Source organism: Streptomyces vietnamensis (genome assembly GCF_000830005.1).
GTDB classification, from domain to species: Bacteria; Actinomycetota; Actinomycetes; order Streptomycetales; family Streptomycetaceae; genus Streptomyces; species Streptomyces vietnamensis.
Window position 1 is genome coordinate 8082562 of sequence record NZ_CP010407.1, and the last position, 17150, is coordinate 8099711.

Genomic DNA, 17150 nt, shown 5'->3' on the forward strand with positions numbered 1-17150 from the left:
TCAACCACCGTCCTGCGTGCGGAAGGTGCTGTCCGCGTCCTGCCGGTACGGCGCGCCCTGCCACTGCCCGGAGCCGAGCGTCCGGCCCGCGTCGTGGGCGACGAACGTCCACGGCCCGACGTAGACGTTGTCGTGCCAGCGGTTGTCCTGGTGGAGGGTGATCGCCCGGGCCACCCGGTCGCCCTTGTACGGCGACCAGTCCGGAGAGGTGCCGTCGTTGGAGAGCACCGCCATCCGGTCGCACAGGACCGTGCAGTCGAGGACGGACTTGTCGAGGACGAAGCGGTTGCCGTGGATGTCCACCCGCTGGGTCTTCCACCGGCAGTCCGCGTACAGCGGCGCGGTCGCGATCCCGGGCTGCGCGCAGCGCTTGACGTCCTTCACCAGCAGGGTGCAGTAGCCGGTCGAGGTGTTGGCCGGGCTGTTGCAGAACCGGTCGGCGTTCTCCCACAGGGTGATCCCGGACCAGTTGTTCTCGAGCAGGTTCCCGTAGATCTCGATCCTGTCCGTGCGGGCGTGGATCCGCGGCTCGCCGCCGGCCTCGGACACGTAGACGGTCGCGTACGGGAAGTCGTCGCCGTCCTTGACGCCCGCGCGGCCCTCGACCCAGTTGTTCCGCCGGATCGTGTTGTTCCGGATGACGGCGTTGTAGCTGGTCTCGTACATCAGGGCGGCACCGTCATTGGCTTCGAGGACGTTGTCCTCGAAGAGGAAGTCGTTGTTGTTGTTGTCCGCCCACAGCCCGACGCCCCGGTTGTCGTGCACCCAGTTGCCGCGGACGTCGGCGCCGTCGACCGCCCAGAACTTCATGCCTCCCGTGCAGCCGCAGCCCGGCTGCTTCCGCTCCCAGTCGTCGGTGTTGTTGCCCGTGATCTCGTTGCCCTCGACGACCAGGCCCTTGATGGAGTCACCGGCCTTGTAGGCGTTCATCGCGTACTGCCCGTTGTCCCGCAGACAACTGGAGCGGACCTGCTGGCGGGCACCGGCCATGAGACCGGCGCCGGAGTTGTCCCGGATCGTCGCGTGCTCGATCACCCATCCGTCGGCCGAGTCGTGGTTGACCACGCCCTCGTCCTGCGGCGCGGTGAAACCCCGCACGGTCAGGTACTTGATCGTGACGTCGCGGGCGGTGCCGCCGAACGCGTAGTCGTTGGTCTTCGCGCCGTCGAGCACCGCGCCCGGCGCCCCGAGGTACGTGTTCCCCTCCTTGGGGAGGACCTGGTCGTACTCGCCCGGGTCCAGCCTGTGCCGGCCCGGCCGCAGCCAGAACGTGGTGTGCGGGGGGCTGTCCTCGGTCTTCGCGGCCAGGTCACCGACGACCCCGGGGTCCACCGTCACCGCGCCCGCCGGCGCCTGCGCCGGCCCGGCCGCGGGCTCGGCGCACACCCGGGCCACGGCCACGGACGCGGACGTCGAAGGGCCGGCGGCCGGCTTCGACCCCGCGTCCGGCGTGCCGCTCTCGCAGCCGGTCGCCGTGAGCAGCGCAAGCGCCAGCAGTGCCGCCGGCACCGCCCGGTGCCGCCACGTGATCCCCAAGGTCCTCCTCCCTAGCCGTGGAACCCGAGTACGGAGACGAACTCCGCGCCGTCGGCGGAGCCCGTGCCGACGAGCGTGGTGGCGGGCTCCTTGCGCCCGAAGCCCGCGGAGTACCAGCCCAGCGGAGGCTCGGTCTCGCCGCGGTGCGCCCGCCAGGACAGCTGCGCGGGCAGGTCGAGCACCGCGGAGCGGTCCTCGCCGTCCACGGTCCAGGTGAGCACCGCCCGGCTCCCCACCAGCTCGGCGGCGACCGTCGGGCCGAGGTGGAACGCCAGCTCCACGGCCGTGCGCGGGTCGCCCCGCACCTCGTCGACCACCCGCAGCTCCCGGCTCGCGGCCGTCAGCTCCACCCGGCGGCGGTGCACGGAGGGCCGGTAGCCGTCGTGCTCGGCGCACCAGCGGGACACCTCCGGGTTCGAGGTGTCCGCGACCAGGACACGGCTCTCGGCGTGCCGGGTCCACAGGAACGGACCGCCGGAGACGGACTGGTCACGGCCGTCGAGCCGCAGGGTGTTGTGGCCGAGGGTCGACCGGAAGTACTGCCGCCACTCGGGCTGCCCGTGGTAGCAGAACGTCCCGGGGTCGGCGAGCACGTCGACCCCGTCGTGCCGGACCTCCACGGACAGGGCGTCCGCGTGCCCGTGCGCGGCGATGGACAGGAAGCCGTGGGGGCCGCCGTCGCAGCGGACCCAGATCCCTCCGGGACCCCTCAGGATCGTCATGCCCGCGTCGGGGAAGTGGACCGGTCGGCTCTTCGGCCGCTTCACGGCCGGTTCCGCGGGCCTGAGGAGCGCGGTGAGCAGCGGGGTGCGCACATCGGTGCCGGTCACCTCCGGCCACCAGGCGAGCCGGCCGAACACGGCGTCGCCGGTGGCGAGGAGCGAGCCCCAGCGGTCGGTGCCCGCGCCGTCCACGATCAGTCCGTGGCCGTCGTCCGAATCCCCCTGGCGCGGCGGCCGCAGCCGGCCGTCCACGACGGCCGCGAGCGCGTCGGTCATCCGCAGCAGCACGAGCCGGACCGTCGCGGGCACCGGCACGCCGGCGGCGTCCGCCTCGGCCAGCGCGGCCAGGCCGAGTTCGAGGACGAGGCCGTGGTACTCGGAGGCCAGCTCGCGGTTGAGGCCGGACAGGAAGGTGTTGCTCCGCAGATGCCGGTCGAGGGACCGCAGCGCGTCCTCCCGCCAGCGCGCCGAGGAGGGGAACCAGTCGAACGCGCAGGCCGCGGCGAACTGCCCGGCGGCCTCGGCGATGACGTGGTTGTTCGCCGAAGAACCCCGGCTGGGGAACGCGGCCAGCCAGCGCTGGTGGTACCAGACCTGGCGGAGCGCCACCGGGTTCTCCTCGAACAGCGCGGCCGCGCCCGGCCAGCCGTCGAGCAGCCGGCGGACCCACACCCAGGAGAGCAGCCGGATGCCCAGCTCGATGCCGCTGGTCCAGTGCACCCCGCGCAGCGGCGCGTTGGCCGCCCACCACGACCGCAGGTGGCCGGCCACCCGCTCCGCGTACCGCTCGTCCCCGGTGATCGCGTAGGCGGCGGCGAGGACGGTGAGGTGCTGGTGCCGGGACGGCTCCCAGATCTGCTTGATGTCCCCGACCGTCTCCTCGTCCCGGTACGGCACGTCGAAGGCGTACCCCGACGGGGCCCGCCGCCCGGTCTTCGGGTCGTAGAACCAGTCCGGGTCGACCAGGTCGTCGCGCTCCACCCCGAAGTACTCGGCGTGCCCGGCCATCAGCCGGTCCGCCTCGGCGACGAGGCGCTTCGCGGCGTCCGGAGCCACCCCGTCGAGCGCCCCGGCGGGGAGCACGGCGGTGAACCGGGCGCCGGTCACGCCCGGGAAGTCCGGCCGCGCCGTGCGCCACCGCCGCCTGCGCACCGCGTCGACCGCCCGGCCGCCGACCTCCTGCGGCCCCATGGCGGACAGTCGGCGCAGGTACCAGCCCGCGCTCATCGTCATCGGCGCTTCTCCAGCGTCACCGGCGCGCCGCCCGCCAGACCGGCCGGCACGGCGAGGGTGGCCGCCGTGGTGGCGACGAGCGACTCCAGCGGCACCGGCATCGGCCCGCCGGTCCGCACGGCCCTGACGAACGCGGCCAGTTCGGCGTTCTGGCCCTTGTCGCGGGCCTTGGGCAGCCGCGAACTGACCCACTTCTCGGGACCGTACACCGAGGCACGCACGAAGTCGTCGAGCCGCAGCACCTTGCCGTCGGCGACCAGGTCGAGGGTCTCCTTGGGGAAGCCGGACGCACCGGTGGTGACGTAGCTGATGGTGGCGGTGGACCCGTCCGGGTAGCGCAGGACGACCTGGAGGTCCTCGTTGCCGGGGGTGGCCACCGCGTACACCGAGACGGGGTCGGCGTCGAGCAGCCAGCTCGCCGTGTCGACGAAGTGCCCGCCCTCGCCGGCGAACCGCGAGCCCTCGCTGCCCTGCCGGAGGTACCAGCTGCCGTGCTCCAGACGGCCGGCGTTGACCAGGTAGCGGAGGTTCGCCGGACCGGTCCTGGCACCGAACCGCTTCTTCGCCTCCTGCAGCAGCGGCGCGAACCGGCGGTTGAAGCCCACCTGCAGCCGGTCGTTGCCGGACTCCTCCACCGTCGCCAGGACACCGGCCAGCTCGTCCTCGCCGAGCGCCAGCGGCTTCTCCACGAACACGGCCTTGCCGGCGAGCAGCGCCTTCTTCGTCAGGTCGGCGTGCGAGCTGTGGCGGGTGACCACGAACACCGCGTCGATGGACGTGTCGCCGAGCACGGCGTCGAGGTCGGTGGTGGCCCGGGCGAAGCCGAACTTCCGCTGGGCGTTGGCCGCGGACAGGGCCGTCGTGGTGACGACCGTGGACAGCTCGACGCCCTCGCGCCCGGTCAGGTGCGGCAGCAGCATCGACGTGGCGTAGTTTCCGGCGCCGACGAACGCGAGCCGTACCGGCGATCCGGCGGGCCGGGCCTTCGTCCGCTTGACGTTCACCGCGGGCACGGCCACCGCCGGCGCCTCCGCGGCCTTCTCCGCCTGCTCGGCGTACCGGAACAGCACGGCCACGGCCTTCAGCTCGCCGTCCTTCAGCGACCGGTACGTCTCGACGGCGTCGTCGAAGGCGGCGACGTGCGAGACCAGGGGCTCCACGTCGACGCTGCCCCGGGCCATGAGGTCGAGGAAGCACGCCAGGTTCCGGCGCTCGGTCCAGCGCACGTAGCCGATCGGGTAGTCCCGGCCCTCCAGCTCGTACTCCGGGTCGTAGCGCCCCGGGCCGTAACTGCGGGAGAACCGGACGTCGAGCTCCTTCTCGTAGTACGCGTTCCACGGCAGGTCCAGACGGCACTTGCCGATGTCGACGACCCGTCCGCGGTCCCGGCACAGCCGGGCGGCCAGCTCGACGGGCTGGTTGCTGCCGCCACCGGCCGCCAGATACACCTGGTCCACCCCGTGACCACCGGTGAGCTCGGCGACGGCGGCCTCCACGGAGGCCGACCCGGGATCGCCGCAGGCCGCGGCGCCCAGGCGCTCGGCGAGCTCGCAGCGCGCCGGGTCGGGGTCGGCGCCCACGACGCGGACCCCCGCGGCGGTGAGGAGCTGCACCACCAGCTGCCCGATCAGACCGAGGCCGATGACGAGCGCCACCTCGCCGAGCTGCGGCTCGCCCTGGCGGACGCCCTGGAGCGCGATGGACCCGACGGTGCCGAAGGCCGCGTGCCGCGGCGCGAGGCCGTCCGGCACCGGGGTGTAGAGGTTCTTCGGCACCCAGTTCAGCTCGGCGTGCAGCGCGTGCTCGTTGCCGGCGCAGGCCACGAGGTCGCCGACCTTCACGTCGTGGATCCCGGCGCCGACCTGCTCGACCACCCCGCACAGCGAGTACCCGAGCGGCGTGTACGAGTCCAGCTTGCCCATCACCTTGCGGTACGTGGCGGGCACCCCGTTGGTGGCCACGCTCTGCACGACCTTGGCCACCTGGTCGGGGCGCGAGCGGGCCTTGCCGAGCATCGACATCCCGGCCTCGGACACCTTCATGAGCTCGGTGCCGGTGGATATCAACGAGTAGGCGGTCCGGACGAGGACACCGCCCGGCTTGCACCCCGGCACCGGCACGTCGAGCACGGCCAGTTCGCCGCTCTTGTAGTTCTGTACGACCTGTTTCACCGAAGTCCTCTTGTTCTCTACGCCGTCGCGGGGGAGTTCTGGTCGTTCTCTACGTCGTCGCCGGGGAGCCCTGGCCGGACCGGGAGGTCGCGCCGCGGTACCAGTACTCGAGGGTCAGCACGTGCCACAGATGCTTGGAGTGGTCCCGGTGCCCGGCCGCGTCCTCCGCGGCGAGCCGCTCCAGGGCGTCGCGGCGCAGGAAGCCGGAGCGGACGAGCTCGCCGTCGTGGATCACCTCGCGCACCAGCGGGGCCAGGTCGCGGCTCATCCAGGCGCGCAGCGGGGCGCTGAACAGGCCCTTGGGCCGGTACACGATCTCCCGGGGCAGCACCGAGGTCGCCGCCTCCTTGAGGACGGCCTTGCCCTGCCGGCCGACGATCTTGCGGTCCCCGGGCACGGTGAACGCCGCCTTGACCACCTCGACGTCCACGTACGGCACCCGCACCTCGGTCGACGCGGCCATGCTCGACCGGTCCGTGTACGCGAGGTTGAGACCCGGCAGGAACATCCGGGAGTCGCCCAGGCACATGCGGTTGACGAAGTCGTCCAGCTCGTTGTCCTCGTAGACGTCCGCGTGCTCCGTCAGCACGTCGTCGACCGTCCCGGCCAGGTCCGGATCGATCAGGCCGAGCAGCTCGTCCCGGTCGTACATGGTGTAGCTCCGCCGGAACGCGGTCTCCTCCGGCAGATCGGCGAAGGACAGGAACCGCTTCGCGAAGCGCACCGACCGGTACCCCCGGCGGGCCGAGGCGACCGGCAGCAGGTCCACGGCCCTGGACAGGCCGCTCCGCAGGGGCCGCGGGACGCGCTGGTAGCGCAGCGCGATCAGATTGGCCAGGTGCTTGCGGTATCCGGCGAACAGCTCGTCGGCGCCCATCCCCGAGAGCATCACCTTCACCCCGGCCTCCCGGGCGGCCGAGCAGATCAGGAAGGTGTTGATCGCGGCGGGGTCGCCGATCGGCTCGTCCAGGTGGTACGTCATCCGCGGCAGCAGGTCAAGGACGTCCGGAGCGATCTCGATCTCGCGCAGGTCGACGCCGAACCGCTCGGCCACCTGCCGGGCGTAGCGCAGGTCGTCCGGCATCGCCTCGAACTTGGCGTCCTCGGCACGGAACCCGATCGTGTAGGCCGAGATCCCCGGCTGCTCGCGGGCCGCGAGCGCCGTCAGGTAACTGGAGTCGAGCCCGCCCGACAGGAAGGTCGCCACGGGGACGTCGGACAGCAGATGACGCCGGGTCGACTCCTCCACGATCGCGGCGAGATCCGGCAGCTCACCGGCCAGCGCCCGCTCCCGGCCCTCGGCGGCGACGTCCTTCAGGTGCCAGAACCGGCCGCGCTCCACCCGGCCGTCCGGCCGGACCCGCAGCCAGCTCCCCGGCGGCAGCTTCTCCGCCTCGCGGAACGCGCACCGCGAGTCCGGAACCCAGTAGTAGAGCAGCGAGGCCACCAGGGCCGCGTGGTCCACCTCCAGGGATCCGCCGGTCACGGCGGCGAGCGCCTTGAGCTCCGAGGCGAACACCAGACCCTCGCCGCGCCGCAGCAGGAACAGCGGCTTGATGCCCAGCTGGTCGCGGGCGAGCACCAGCTCACCGGTGCGCTCGTCGAAGATCCCGAACGCGAACATGCCGCGCAGCCGGGGCAGGCAGTCCGTGCCCCAGCGCCGCCAGGCCTCCAGGAGCACCTCGGTGTCGGAGGTGCCCCGGAAGCGCACACCGGCCGCCGCCAGCTCGGCCCGCAGCTCGGGCGCGTTGTACAGCTCGCCGTTGTACGTCAGGACGAGTCCGTCCGAGACCATCGGCTGGGCGCCGGTCTCGGACAGGTCGACGATCGACAACCGGCGGTGCCCCAGGTGCACTTCGCCGTCGCCGACGGGATGGCCGTACCGGCCGGACCCGTCAGGGCCGCGATGGGCGAGGGTCTCGGTGAGCCGGTCGGTCACTTCCTTCCCGTCAGGCCAGCGGTACGTGCCTGCGATGCCACACATGTGCTACCGAGCCTCCTGGTCGCTGTCCGGGACCGTCACCCACACGGGCAGACGCTCCCTCCGCCGCCGGCCCGCGCCGTTCGGCCGGGCCGGCCCCTCGTTCTGGCCGCGCGGCGCGGCCTGCGGCCCCCCGTCCCACAGCGTGCCGTCGGTCCGGTCACGGGGATCGGGGTCGATCAGCACCACACCGAGCACGAGGATGCGCTGGTCGGCGAGTTGCCGCGCCACGGTGTGCAGCCAGGCGGCGCTGCCGTGCCCGGCCCGCACGACGAGCACGGTCCGCGTGCCGAGGTACGGCAGGTCGGTCCACGCCGCGCCGGGCGCCACCGAGCCGACGCCGAGCCGGCGCTCCTGGTGCGCCACGGCCGCGGCACGCTCCAGGCCGACCACGGTCGGGTCCCCGGGCCGCGGGCGGCGGTCGGCGAGCTCCGGTCCCGGCAGTCCGTCGACGACGACCACCGGCCCCTCCGCGCCCAGGGCCCCGGCGAGGTCCAGGGCGATCGCGCTCGCGCCGCCCGCGCAGCCCAGTTCGAGCAGGGACATCGGCTCCGCGGAGCCGCGCGCCGTACGGGCCAGGGACGCGGTGAGCCGGGTCCGTGCCGCCCGGGTCCGGCGGCGCTGCCACCGTCTGTCCGGCCGGCCGGGCAGCTCCGCGATCACCGAGGCGCCGAGGTTCGCCGCGATCTCCCGGCGCAGCACGGGACGGTCCGCCACCACCGTGCCGACGGCCGCCACCGCGAGCCCCAGGGCGAGCCCGAGGACCAGCCCGATCCCGGCGTCCTTGGCGAGGGTCTTGAGCAGGGAGCGCTTGACCGGGCGCGGGTCGTCCACGATCTGCGTGCCGGAGATCAGCCGGGGCGTGCCGATGCGGGCCTCCTCGGCGCGCTGGCTGAAGTCGGAGATCCGCGAGGTGAGTTCGGCCCGGCGGGAGAAGAGCGACTCCGCGTTCGCGGAACCCTTCGGCGCGCCCTCCGGCGATTCGTCCCCGATCTCCTTGTTGACCTGGGCGAGTTCGTCCTTCAGCCGGTCCCGCTGGTCGAGCAGGGCCTTGGCGTCGGCGTTCGCGGCCTGCTGTATCCGCCGTACGTGGTCCGCGACGAACGCGTCGGCCAGCGCCTTGACGCGGGCGACCGCCTCGGCGTCGCTGTCACCCTTCGCGTTGATCTGCAGCAGGTTGTTGGTGAGGCCGAGCCCCTCGTAGTCCTTCATGAAGTCCTCGGGCTTCTCCGAGGACTTGAGGGCCTTCAGGGCCTCATCGGCGATCCGCGTGGTCTGCAGCAGCGCGACATCGGTCCGGATCAGTGTTCCGGGGTCGTTCGGCTGGTCCTCCTGGCGGGCGACGAGGACCTTCGTCATCGCGGTCGGCGGCGCCGGCAGCAGGACCGCCACCACCGCGCCGAGGATCAGCCCGAGGAGCGCGAGCGAACCCCAGAGGCGGCGGCGTCTGCGTACCGCCACCACCAGGGAGTGCAGGTCGAGCAGCGGAGCGGCGGCAGGCGACTCCGCGGTCGTACGTGTCGTCACGCGGAACCTCCCGTCGCGTCGGCACCCACGGCGGGCGCCGCCGTCGCGGCTTCCCGGGGCCGGCCGGCGGACCGCTTCGTACGGATCCGGACCGTGCCGGCGAGGACGACGCCGACGACCTCGTGCCCGGCGTCCGCGCACGCCTCGGCGATGCCGGCGAGCTCACCGGCCGTCCAGTGGCCCGCGCTGAGCACGACCAGGGCGCCGGACGCGTCGTCGCGGTCCGGCACCATCGGCTCGGACACCGAGACGCCCACCATCCGCAGCGCGGGGTCGCCTCCGGCCTCGGCGACGAGCTCCCCGGCGGCCCGGCGGGCGATCGGGTCGCCGTCCGGGACGACGACGAGCAGCGGCCGGGGGGCCGGCAGCCGGTCCCGGAGACGGGCGCACACCCGCCGGTAGCGGATCTGCCGCCCGGCCTCGTCGCCCGAGGTCCGCGGGGCCGGGACGTCCCACCGCACGTCGGTGCCGAGCAGCCGGCGGAACCAGGTCCGCGGGCCCCGCCCCTCCGGCCGGTGCGCGTGCCGGTCGGAGGGCACGTCGACGGTGCCGAGGAGCGCCACGCCAAGCGCCCCGGCGATCTCCCCCTCGGTGCGCAGCCGGCGGCTCATCCGCGCCGCGGTGAGATGACCGATGACCGCGACCAGGAAGAACAGCAGCGCCCCGGCGGCGACGAGCTGCTCCCGCGTCGGCGGCGCCTCGCCGGTGGGCCGGGCCGCCGGGCCCATGACGACCATGTGGGCCTTGCTCGACCTGGGGTCGGCCTGGCCCAGTTTCTCGATGGACTCCTGCAGCGAGGTCCGCAGCCCTTCCAGCTCGGTGCGGGTCTGCACGCTCTCCACGCTCCGCCCCGTACCGGCCGCGTCGGCCAGTTCGGTGATGCGGCGGCCGGCCTGCGCGACCGTCTGCCGCAGGGTCTCGAGCCGCGCCGCCGCCTCGGGGTCGGCGTTGTCGCCCACGATCCGCGCGGCGAAGGCGACGAACTGCTCGGCCACCTGGTCGGAGAGCTGCTGTGCGCGCTCGGGCGTGTCGGCGGTGCCCGAGATCTCGATGATGTTTCCCTCGGAGGTCTTGGCGGTCACCCGCTCCTTCAGCTCGGTGGTGCCGACCCCCGTCCAGTGGAGCGCGGACGCCACGCGGTCGATCACCACCGAGCTGGTGGCGACCTCCGCCTGGGTCCGCAGCTCGCGCTCCTCCCACGCGCCCGGCAGCAGGACGGACGCCGACGTCGTGTAGCGCGGCGGGAACAGCAGCGAGGTGCCGTACCCGACGAGCGCGCCCACGACGACGAGGATGGTGAGAAGCCGCCGTCGCCGACGGAGGATCCGCCCGACCGTGGCCAGACGTATGGTGTCATCGCTCAACGGAGCGGCCTCGTCCCTTCCCGGTCCGTGTCGTCCGCCTTCGTGTCGTTCGCCTCCGTGTCGTCCGCCGACGCCGGAGCGTGGGGACGGCAGGCGGCAGCGTAGGCGTCGAGCAGTGCGCGCTGGGAGTTCGGCCAGGACAGCGGCCCGCCGATCCGCTCCTGACCGGTCTTGCCCATGAGCTCCCGCTTCTCCGGGTCGTCGAGGAGCTGCCCGACCAGCCGGGCGAACTCGGACTCGTCGTTGGCGGGCGCGTAGACGGCGGCGTCACCGGCGGAGACGCGCGCCTCCCGGAGGTCGAAGGAGACGATCGGCCGGCCCATGACCATGTACTCCAGGACCTTGTTCATGGTCGACACGTCGTTGAGCGGATTGTGCGGGTCGGGGGAGAGGCACACGTCGGCGGTGGACAGGTAGCGCACCAGATCGGCGTCCGGGATCCGCCCGGTGAACTCCACCTGCTCCGAGAGCCCCAGCTGCCGGGACAGCTCCACCATCGCGTCGAAGGTGTCGCCGCCGCCGACGAACACCGCGTGCCAGTCGGTCCGCCCGACCTCGTCGCGCAGCTTCGCGAGGGCGCGCAGGGCGTAGTCGACGCCGTCCTGCGGGCCCATGACGCCGAGGTAGCACAGCAGATGGGGCTTGCCGCGCTTCAGCTCCGGCTCGGGCGGCACGGGGTGGAACCGGTCGACGTCCGGCGCGCTGCGCACCACGAACACGTCCTCGGGCCGCCGGCCGCCACGGCGCACCGCGACGTCCTTGTAGCTCTCGTTCGTGGCGAGCACGACATCCGCGGCCCGGTACGTCATCCGTTCGAGCGCGCACACGCCGCGGTAGAGCAGGTCCTTGCCGCGGTCGAACCGGGACAGGTACAGCTCGGGCACCAGGTCGTGCTGGTCGAAGACGAACCGCGTCCCGCGCCGCTTCAGCCAGAGCGCGGGCAGGAACAGCAGGTCGGGCGGGTTGCAGGCGTGGACCACGTGGACCGGGCCGACCTTCCGGGCCAGCCGGAAGGTGTGCCACAGCGCCGATCCGTACTCCTTGAGGTATCCGGCCGGTCCTCCGGTGGCCGCCTGCAGCGGGTAGCGGTGGATCCGCACCCCGTCGATCTCCACCTCCCGCTCCGTGTCCCGCTTGCTTCCCTGCGGGCAGATGACGTCCACCGTCCAGCCCGCGTCGCGCAGCGTCGTGCATTCCTGCCACACCCGCCGGTCGAACGGCACCGACAGGTTCTCCACCAGGATCAGCGCGCGCCTGGCCCGCCTCCTGCCACCGGGCTTCGTGCCACCGGGCGTCGTGCCACCCGGCTTCGTGTTACCAAGCAAGACCCATGTACCCCGGTTCGGCCCGCCGCGCGTCGGCGTCGGGAAGGTGGACGAGATCGATGATCACCGGGCTGTCGCCGTGCGGCAGCGCGGACAGTACGGCCGGGTCCTTGGTGCCGACCAGGCACACCTCGGCATGGTCGAGCACCTCGTCGACGGAGTCCGCGAGCAGCTGCGCGAGGTGCGGCAGCCGGGTCTCGATGTACTCGCGGTTCGCGCCGAGCAGCCGGGACAGGTTCACATTGGGGTCGTAGATCCGCAGGTCGTACCCCTTGCCGAAGAGCCGCTCCGCCAGCTCGACGAGCGGGCTCTCGCGCAGGTCGTCGGTGCCGGGCTTGAAGGAGAGACCGAACAGGCCCACCCGACGCTTCCCGGTGCGCTCGACCAGTTCCACCGCGCGCTGCAGATGGTCGGCGTTGGAGGGCAGTACGTGGGAGAGGATGGGCACCGAGACGTCGGCCCGCTGTGCCGCGTGGACCAGGCTGCGCAGGTCCTTGGGCAGGCAGGAGCCGCCGAAGGCGAAGCCGGGCCGCAGATAGGCGGGGCTGATGTTCAGCTTGCGGTCGGCCAGGAACACGTCGATCACCTGGTGCGAGTCCACCCCGAGCGCCTGGCAGACCGCGCCCAGCTCGTTCGCGAAGCCGATCTTGAGGCCGTGGAAGGCGTTGTCCGCGTACTTGATCGCCTCGGCGACCGGGATCGGCACCCGGAACACCTCGCCGGGCAGTCCTTCGTACAGCGCCGCCACCACGTCGCCGCTCGCCGGGTCGAGCTCGCCGATGACGGTCTTGGGCGGGTCGAAGAAGTCCTTCACGCTCGTGCCCTCGCGCAGGAACTCCGGGTTGACCGCGACCCCGACGTCCACCCCGGCCGTACCGCCGACGTACTTCTCCAGGATCGGCACGAGCAGGTTCAGGCAGGTGCCCGGGAGCATGGTGCTGCGGAAGACGACGGTGTGCCGTCCGCCTCGCTCGGCCACCGCGGCACCGATCTCCTCGGTGACCCGCTCCAGATAGGTGGTGCACAGGCTGCCGTTGGGCTCCGAAGGGGTGCCCACGCAGACCAGCGACACCTCGCTGCCCATGATCGCCTCGCGGACGTCGCGGGTGGCGCGCAGCGCGCCGGTCCCCACGACCTCGGCGACGAGCTCGCCGATCCGCTCCTCCACCACCGGGGCCTTGCCGTCGTTGACCAGGTCGACCTTGACCTGGTTCACGTCCACCCCGATGACCTCGTGCCCCATGCCGGCCAGGCACGCGGCCGACACGCAGCCCACGTAGCCGAGCCCGAACACGCTGATTCTCATGACCCGTTCCTCCCCCCAGTCAGGCCCTTCCGGCCTGCGGTCCGCGTGCAGGCCGGACGACTTCCCCCGTGCATCAGTACGCCCCCTGCCCGTAGAGCACCGCGCGCAGCGTCTTCCACAAGATCACCGTGTCCAGGGCGAGCGACCAGTCCTCCACGTACCGCAGGTCGAGGCGCACGGCCTCCTCCCACGGCAGGTCGCTGCGTCCGCTGATCTGCCACAGGCCGGTCAGTCCGGGCTTGACCAGCAACCGTCGCTGGACGTCCGGGCCGTACGCGGCGGACTCCTCGGGTAACGGCGGCCGAGGGCCGACGAGCGACATCGATCCGGTGAGCACGTTGAAGAGCTGCGGGAGCTCGTCGATCGAGTACCGCCGCAGCACCGATCCCACCCGGGTCACCCGCGGATCCCGGCGGAGCTTGAACAGCGGTCCCGCACCCTCGTTGCGTTCGGCGAGCGCGGCGCGTGCCGCCCCGTCGGCCCCGGTGACCATCGTGCGGTACTTGAGAATGGTGAACTCGCGGCCGTCCTTGCCGACCCGGCGCTGGCGGTAGAACGCCCCGCCCCGGCTGTCCAGCATCACGAGCAGTGCGACGAGCACCATCAGCGGCGCGAACAGGATCAGCAGGGCCGCCGCGCCCAGCCGGTCGACGACCCCCTTGATCGCCCGGCGGCCGCCGGTGAAGGCCGGCATGCTGACCCGCAGCAGAGGTATCCCGAGCACCGCGTCGACGTGCAGCCGCGGGCCGGCCACCTCCATCAGCACGGGGGCCACGACCATCTCGGCATCGCTGCCTTCGAGGTTCCAGGCCAGTCGCCGCAGCCGCTCGGGCGACCAGTGCGGGTCAGGGGTGACCGCGACGACCCGGTAGCCGTCGTGGCGGACGTGCTTGGCGACGTCCTCCAGCTGTCCGACGACCGGCACTCCGTCCACCAGGTCACCGTCGAGCCCGCGACCGTCCGTCGTGCACACGGCCTCCACCTGCCAGCCGATGTGCGGGAACTTGCGGGTCCGGGTGATCAGGTCGCGCACGGTGTCCGGGCTGCCGGCCGCGAGCACCGGGCGCAGACAGCGCCCTTCCTTCCGCTCCCTGTGCAGCCAGAGGCGCAGCAGATACCGCTCGGTCATGGTGACGAGCGCGATCGCCGGGAGCGCGACGAAGATCCAGAGTTTGATGTTGCGCGAGGTGAGGGCGATCCCGCCGAGCGCCAGGACGACGGCCGCGCCGCACAGTGAGCGGCCGAGACGGCGGAACTCCTCGGCGCCCTGGCCGAGCACGGCAGGAGCCCACGACCGGCTCACCGCAAGCGCTCCCAGCACCAGCAACTCGGTGCCGAAGGCGAGGAATCTCCACTTCTCATGCCAGTTGGCCGCGTCGCGGGCGCCGAAGAAGCCGCCGATCGCCGCCACCACGAAGGCGGTGGCCACGGTGTCGCTGATGATCACGGCACGGCGGTAGCGCTGCTCCCAGTCGCTCGCCGGCCGACTGACGGCTCCGTTCTCCAGACGCCCGCGCGCCGATGGAAACGGGTTGACCAACTCCCGCTGCTGCACAGACCCCCCCAGGCCGCCAGTGGACTCGACGTGTTCACCCCACACGGTTCCTCTCCCCCTCGGGAGGCCCCCGCCTCCCGCACTGTTCCTCCCCTCGGGAGGCCCCCGCCCCCCGCGCCGCGCTGTTCCTCTCCCCGCGAGCACATCCGCGAAGACGTAACGGTCTCTTGCGACGCTGTTTGAACACCCCACCCAGGCGTCAGCGGACTCGAATGCCCTGCCGGAGCCCCGAGGTACACGGGAACCCGTCGACACCCCGGGTGCTCCCTACACCCAAGGCCCCCTCGGACTCCGAGAGTTGATCACCCCCACGCCTGGTGCCGGGGACGCTACTGACCGTCCCTGACGCCTGACCCATAGATCACCGTTTGTCGCCTCGTGTCCGAGCTGTGACGCACGGTCAATCTAGACCATCGGGGCCCGTCAGGAGAGGGGATGTATGCAATTTGTGGTCAAGCTTTGAAGGGGAGTTCACCTAGGGATGGCCACCCCGGGATGCCCTGCCGGCGGGGATGGGCCCGTGACCTGTGAAGACGACCGTTTCCGGGGCTGCGGAACCTCTAACTCCGGTGCCCCCTAAAGGGATTCAAAAGGTGGACGGTGCTGTATGTGGTCCAGGTCTCACAGGGAAACGGGACCGAAAACAACCCCTGTCAGGCCTGGTCGACGCGTCCGGGCCGGCCTTCGCGGTACGTGGGAAGCCGTCGGCCGGCACCTCCCGGAAGCCCTGTGGGTGCGTCATGAAACGCGGGTTGACCGTGCGCATGCCGATCCCCGCGTTGTTCACCGGAGTCGAAGCACTCATGGCCGTGACGCCAGGAGGTGGAGTGCTCCCCAGGTCAAGTCCCGGCCCTGCTCAGGAGGTTGGAGGGTGCGTGGCCAGCCAGTGCCGGGCGATCTGCTCGCGCGTGGCGACCCACGCACCGCCGCGCCGAGCGATGTGCCGCAGGAAGCCGTCGAGCACACGAATACGGCCGGGTCGGCCGATGATCCGGCCGTGCATGCCGACGCTCATCATGCGGGGACGTTCGGCGCCCTCCGCGTACAAGGTCTCGAAGGTGTCGACGAGATACGCGAGCATGTCGTCCGCGGTCGTGAACCCGTGGACGAGCAGGAACTTGAAGTCGTTCGCGTCGAGGCTGTACGGCACCACGAGGTGCGGCCGACCGGCCGCCTCGACGTAGAAGGGCAGGTCGTCCGAGTAGTCGTCGGAGTCGTAGAGGAAACCGCCCTCCTCGGCGACGAGGCGCCGTGTGGCGGCGCTCGTCCGGCCGGTGTACCAGCCGACGGGACGGCGGCCGACGAGCCGCTCGATCACCGCGGTCGTGCGTGCGATCCCGGCCCGCTCGACGTCCTCGGGCACGTCGCGGTGGTCGATCCAGCGCCAGCCGTGCCCGGCCACCTCCCAGCCGGCGGCGCCCATCGCGCGCGCCGCGTCCGGATTGCGCTCGAGGGCCTGTCCGACGGCGTGGACGGTGAGCGGCACGCCGTGCGCCCCGAGCGTGCGGTGAACGCGCCAGAACCCGGCCCGCGAACCGTAGGCGAACATCGACTCGGCGTTCAGATCACGACCGCCGGCCACGGGCGGCGCGCCGACGACCTCGTGCAGGAACCCCTCCGAGGCCGGGTCGCCGTCGAGGACGTTGTGCTCGCCGCCCTCCTCGTAGTTGAGGACGAGGCTGACGGCCACGCGGGCGCCACCGGGCCAGGCGGCACGCGGCGGCTCGGCACCGTAGCCGACCAGATCGTGGCGGTACTCGGACACGGACGGCACGCTACCGCCGCTCGCCCCGCCCGCCGGCCAGCGGAGGAGGTCGGCGTGGCGGGGGACTTCCCGCGCACGCTCGATTCTGTTGTCATGGCAATTGAATCGAGCGTCGAATACTTCATCTGGACTCGAAACCGTTGTACAGTCGCTTCATGGGCAAGGCTGAAAGGGCAGTCATGGACGAGATCGACCGGGCCATCCTGCGCGAGCTGCAGACCGACGGGCGCATTCCCTACGCGGAGCTGGGGCCCAAGGTGGGGTTGTCGCCGTCGGCGGCCCGGCAGCGGTTGCAGAGGCTGATCGACGCCAAGGTGGTCCAGGTCGTGGGGGTCACCGACCCCGTGGCCATGGGCGGGCAGGCGATGGCCCTCCTCGGCGTCCGCGTCGACGGAGATCCCCGGGCGGTGGCCGACGAGCTGGCGCGTCATGAGGAGGTCGTCTACACCGTTCTCACCTCCGGCACCTTCGACCTGTTCGTCGAGGTCGTCTGCCGTCGCCCTGCCGAACTCCTCGACATCGTCAACGACGTGGTGCGCCCCATCGAGGGCGTCACGGCGGTCGAGAGCTTCCCCTACTTCGGGATCCACACCCACCGGTTCCTCTGGGACGTCGGCTGAGGGCCCTCGACGAATCGGCCGGACCGTCCCCCTCGCGCGCCATGC

Annotated in this window: 11 protein-coding genes; 1 reads left to right on the forward strand and 10 read right to left on the reverse strand. The window is 72.2% G+C overall.

The genetic code is table 11. The annotated features are described in order from the left end of the window. From SVTN_RS36055 to puuE, 10 genes are all read right to left on the reverse strand, one after another. Entirely contained in the window at positions 1 to 1536 is a 1536-nt protein-coding gene (locus SVTN_RS36055) for a right-handed parallel beta-helix repeat-containing protein (RefSeq protein WP_041132850.1), read from the reverse strand. An 11-nt stretch (positions 1537 to 1547) separates the two neighbouring features. Next, entirely contained in the window at positions 1548 to 3491 is a 1944-nt protein-coding gene (locus SVTN_RS36060; RefSeq protein ID WP_041132851.1) for an alginate lyase family protein, read from the reverse strand. Further along, complete coding sequence (locus tag SVTN_RS36065; protein ID WP_041132852.1) at positions 3488 to 5662, reverse strand: bi-domain-containing oxidoreductase; 2175 nt, start codon at positions 5660 to 5662, stop codon at positions 3488 to 3490. The genes SVTN_RS36060 and SVTN_RS36065 overlap by 4 nt, the downstream gene beginning before the upstream one ends. Before the next feature lie 49 nt (positions 5663 to 5711). Then, entirely contained in the window at positions 5712 to 7646 is a 1935-nt protein-coding gene (asnB, locus tag SVTN_RS36070; RefSeq protein WP_041132853.1) for an asparagine synthase (glutamine-hydrolyzing), read from the reverse strand. Positions 7647 to 7649: 3 nt separating this feature from the next. After that, positions 7650 to 9170, reverse strand: coding sequence for a Wzz/FepE/Etk N-terminal domain-containing protein (locus tag SVTN_RS36075; RefSeq protein ID WP_041132854.1), 1521 nt, complete (start codon positions 9168 to 9170; stop codon positions 7650 to 7652). Then, on the reverse strand, positions 9167 to 10534 hold the full coding sequence (locus tag SVTN_RS36080; protein WP_041132855.1) for a YveK family protein: 1368 nt from the start codon (positions 10532 to 10534) through the stop codon (positions 9167 to 9169). Before SVTN_RS36080 ends, SVTN_RS36075 begins: the two co-directional genes overlap by 4 nt. Beyond that, a complete protein-coding gene (locus tag SVTN_RS36085) occupies positions 10531 to 11859 on the reverse strand; it encodes a glycosyltransferase family 4 protein (protein ID WP_078908638.1) in 1329 nt (442 codons plus the stop codon). Before SVTN_RS36085 ends, SVTN_RS36080 begins: the two co-directional genes overlap by 4 nt. Then, complete coding sequence (locus SVTN_RS36090; RefSeq protein ID WP_041132856.1) at positions 11849 to 13165, reverse strand: nucleotide sugar dehydrogenase; 1317 nt, start codon at positions 13163 to 13165, stop codon at positions 11849 to 11851. Before SVTN_RS36090 ends, SVTN_RS36085 begins: the two co-directional genes overlap by 11 nt. 73 nt (positions 13166 to 13238) lie before the next feature. Then, positions 13239 to 14720 carry a sugar transferase gene (locus SVTN_RS36095; protein WP_078908639.1) on the reverse strand — a complete coding sequence of 494 codons (1482 nt, stop codon included), beginning with the start codon at positions 14718 to 14720 and terminating at the stop codon, positions 13239 to 13241. An 856-nt stretch (positions 14721 to 15576) separates the two neighbouring features. After that, positions 15577 to 16485 (reverse strand): allantoinase PuuE, encoded by a 909-nt coding sequence (puuE, locus tag SVTN_RS36100; protein ID WP_041134615.1) that lies wholly within the window; start codon positions 16483 to 16485, stop codon positions 15577 to 15579. 179 nt (positions 16486 to 16664) lie between these two features. Here puuE and SVTN_RS36105 point away from each other — a divergent pair, with 179 nt between their 5' ends. Beyond that, positions 16665 to 17105 (forward strand): Lrp/AsnC family transcriptional regulator, encoded by a 441-nt coding sequence (locus SVTN_RS36105; RefSeq protein ID WP_041132858.1) that lies wholly within the window; start codon positions 16665 to 16667, stop codon positions 17103 to 17105. The last annotated feature ends 45 nt before the right edge of the window (positions 17106 to 17150 follow it).

Bases quoted from the DNA above. Each gene is read 5' to 3' on its own strand.
- SVTN_RS36090 (WP_041132856.1), bottom strand. From the start codon at position 13,165: ATGAGAATCAGCGTGTTCGGGCTCGGCTACGTGGGCTGCGTGTCGGCC.
- SVTN_RS36060 (WP_041132851.1), bottom strand. From the start codon at position 3,491: ATGACGATGAGCGCGGGCTGGTACCTGCGCCGACTGTCCGCCATGGGG.
- SVTN_RS36105 (WP_041132858.1), top strand. From the start codon at position 16,665: ATGGACGAGATCGACCGGGCCATCCTGCGCGAGCTGCAGACCGACGGG.
- asnB (WP_041132853.1), bottom strand. From the start codon at position 7,646: ATGTGTGGCATCGCAGGCACGTACCGCTGGCCTGACGGGAAGGAAGTG.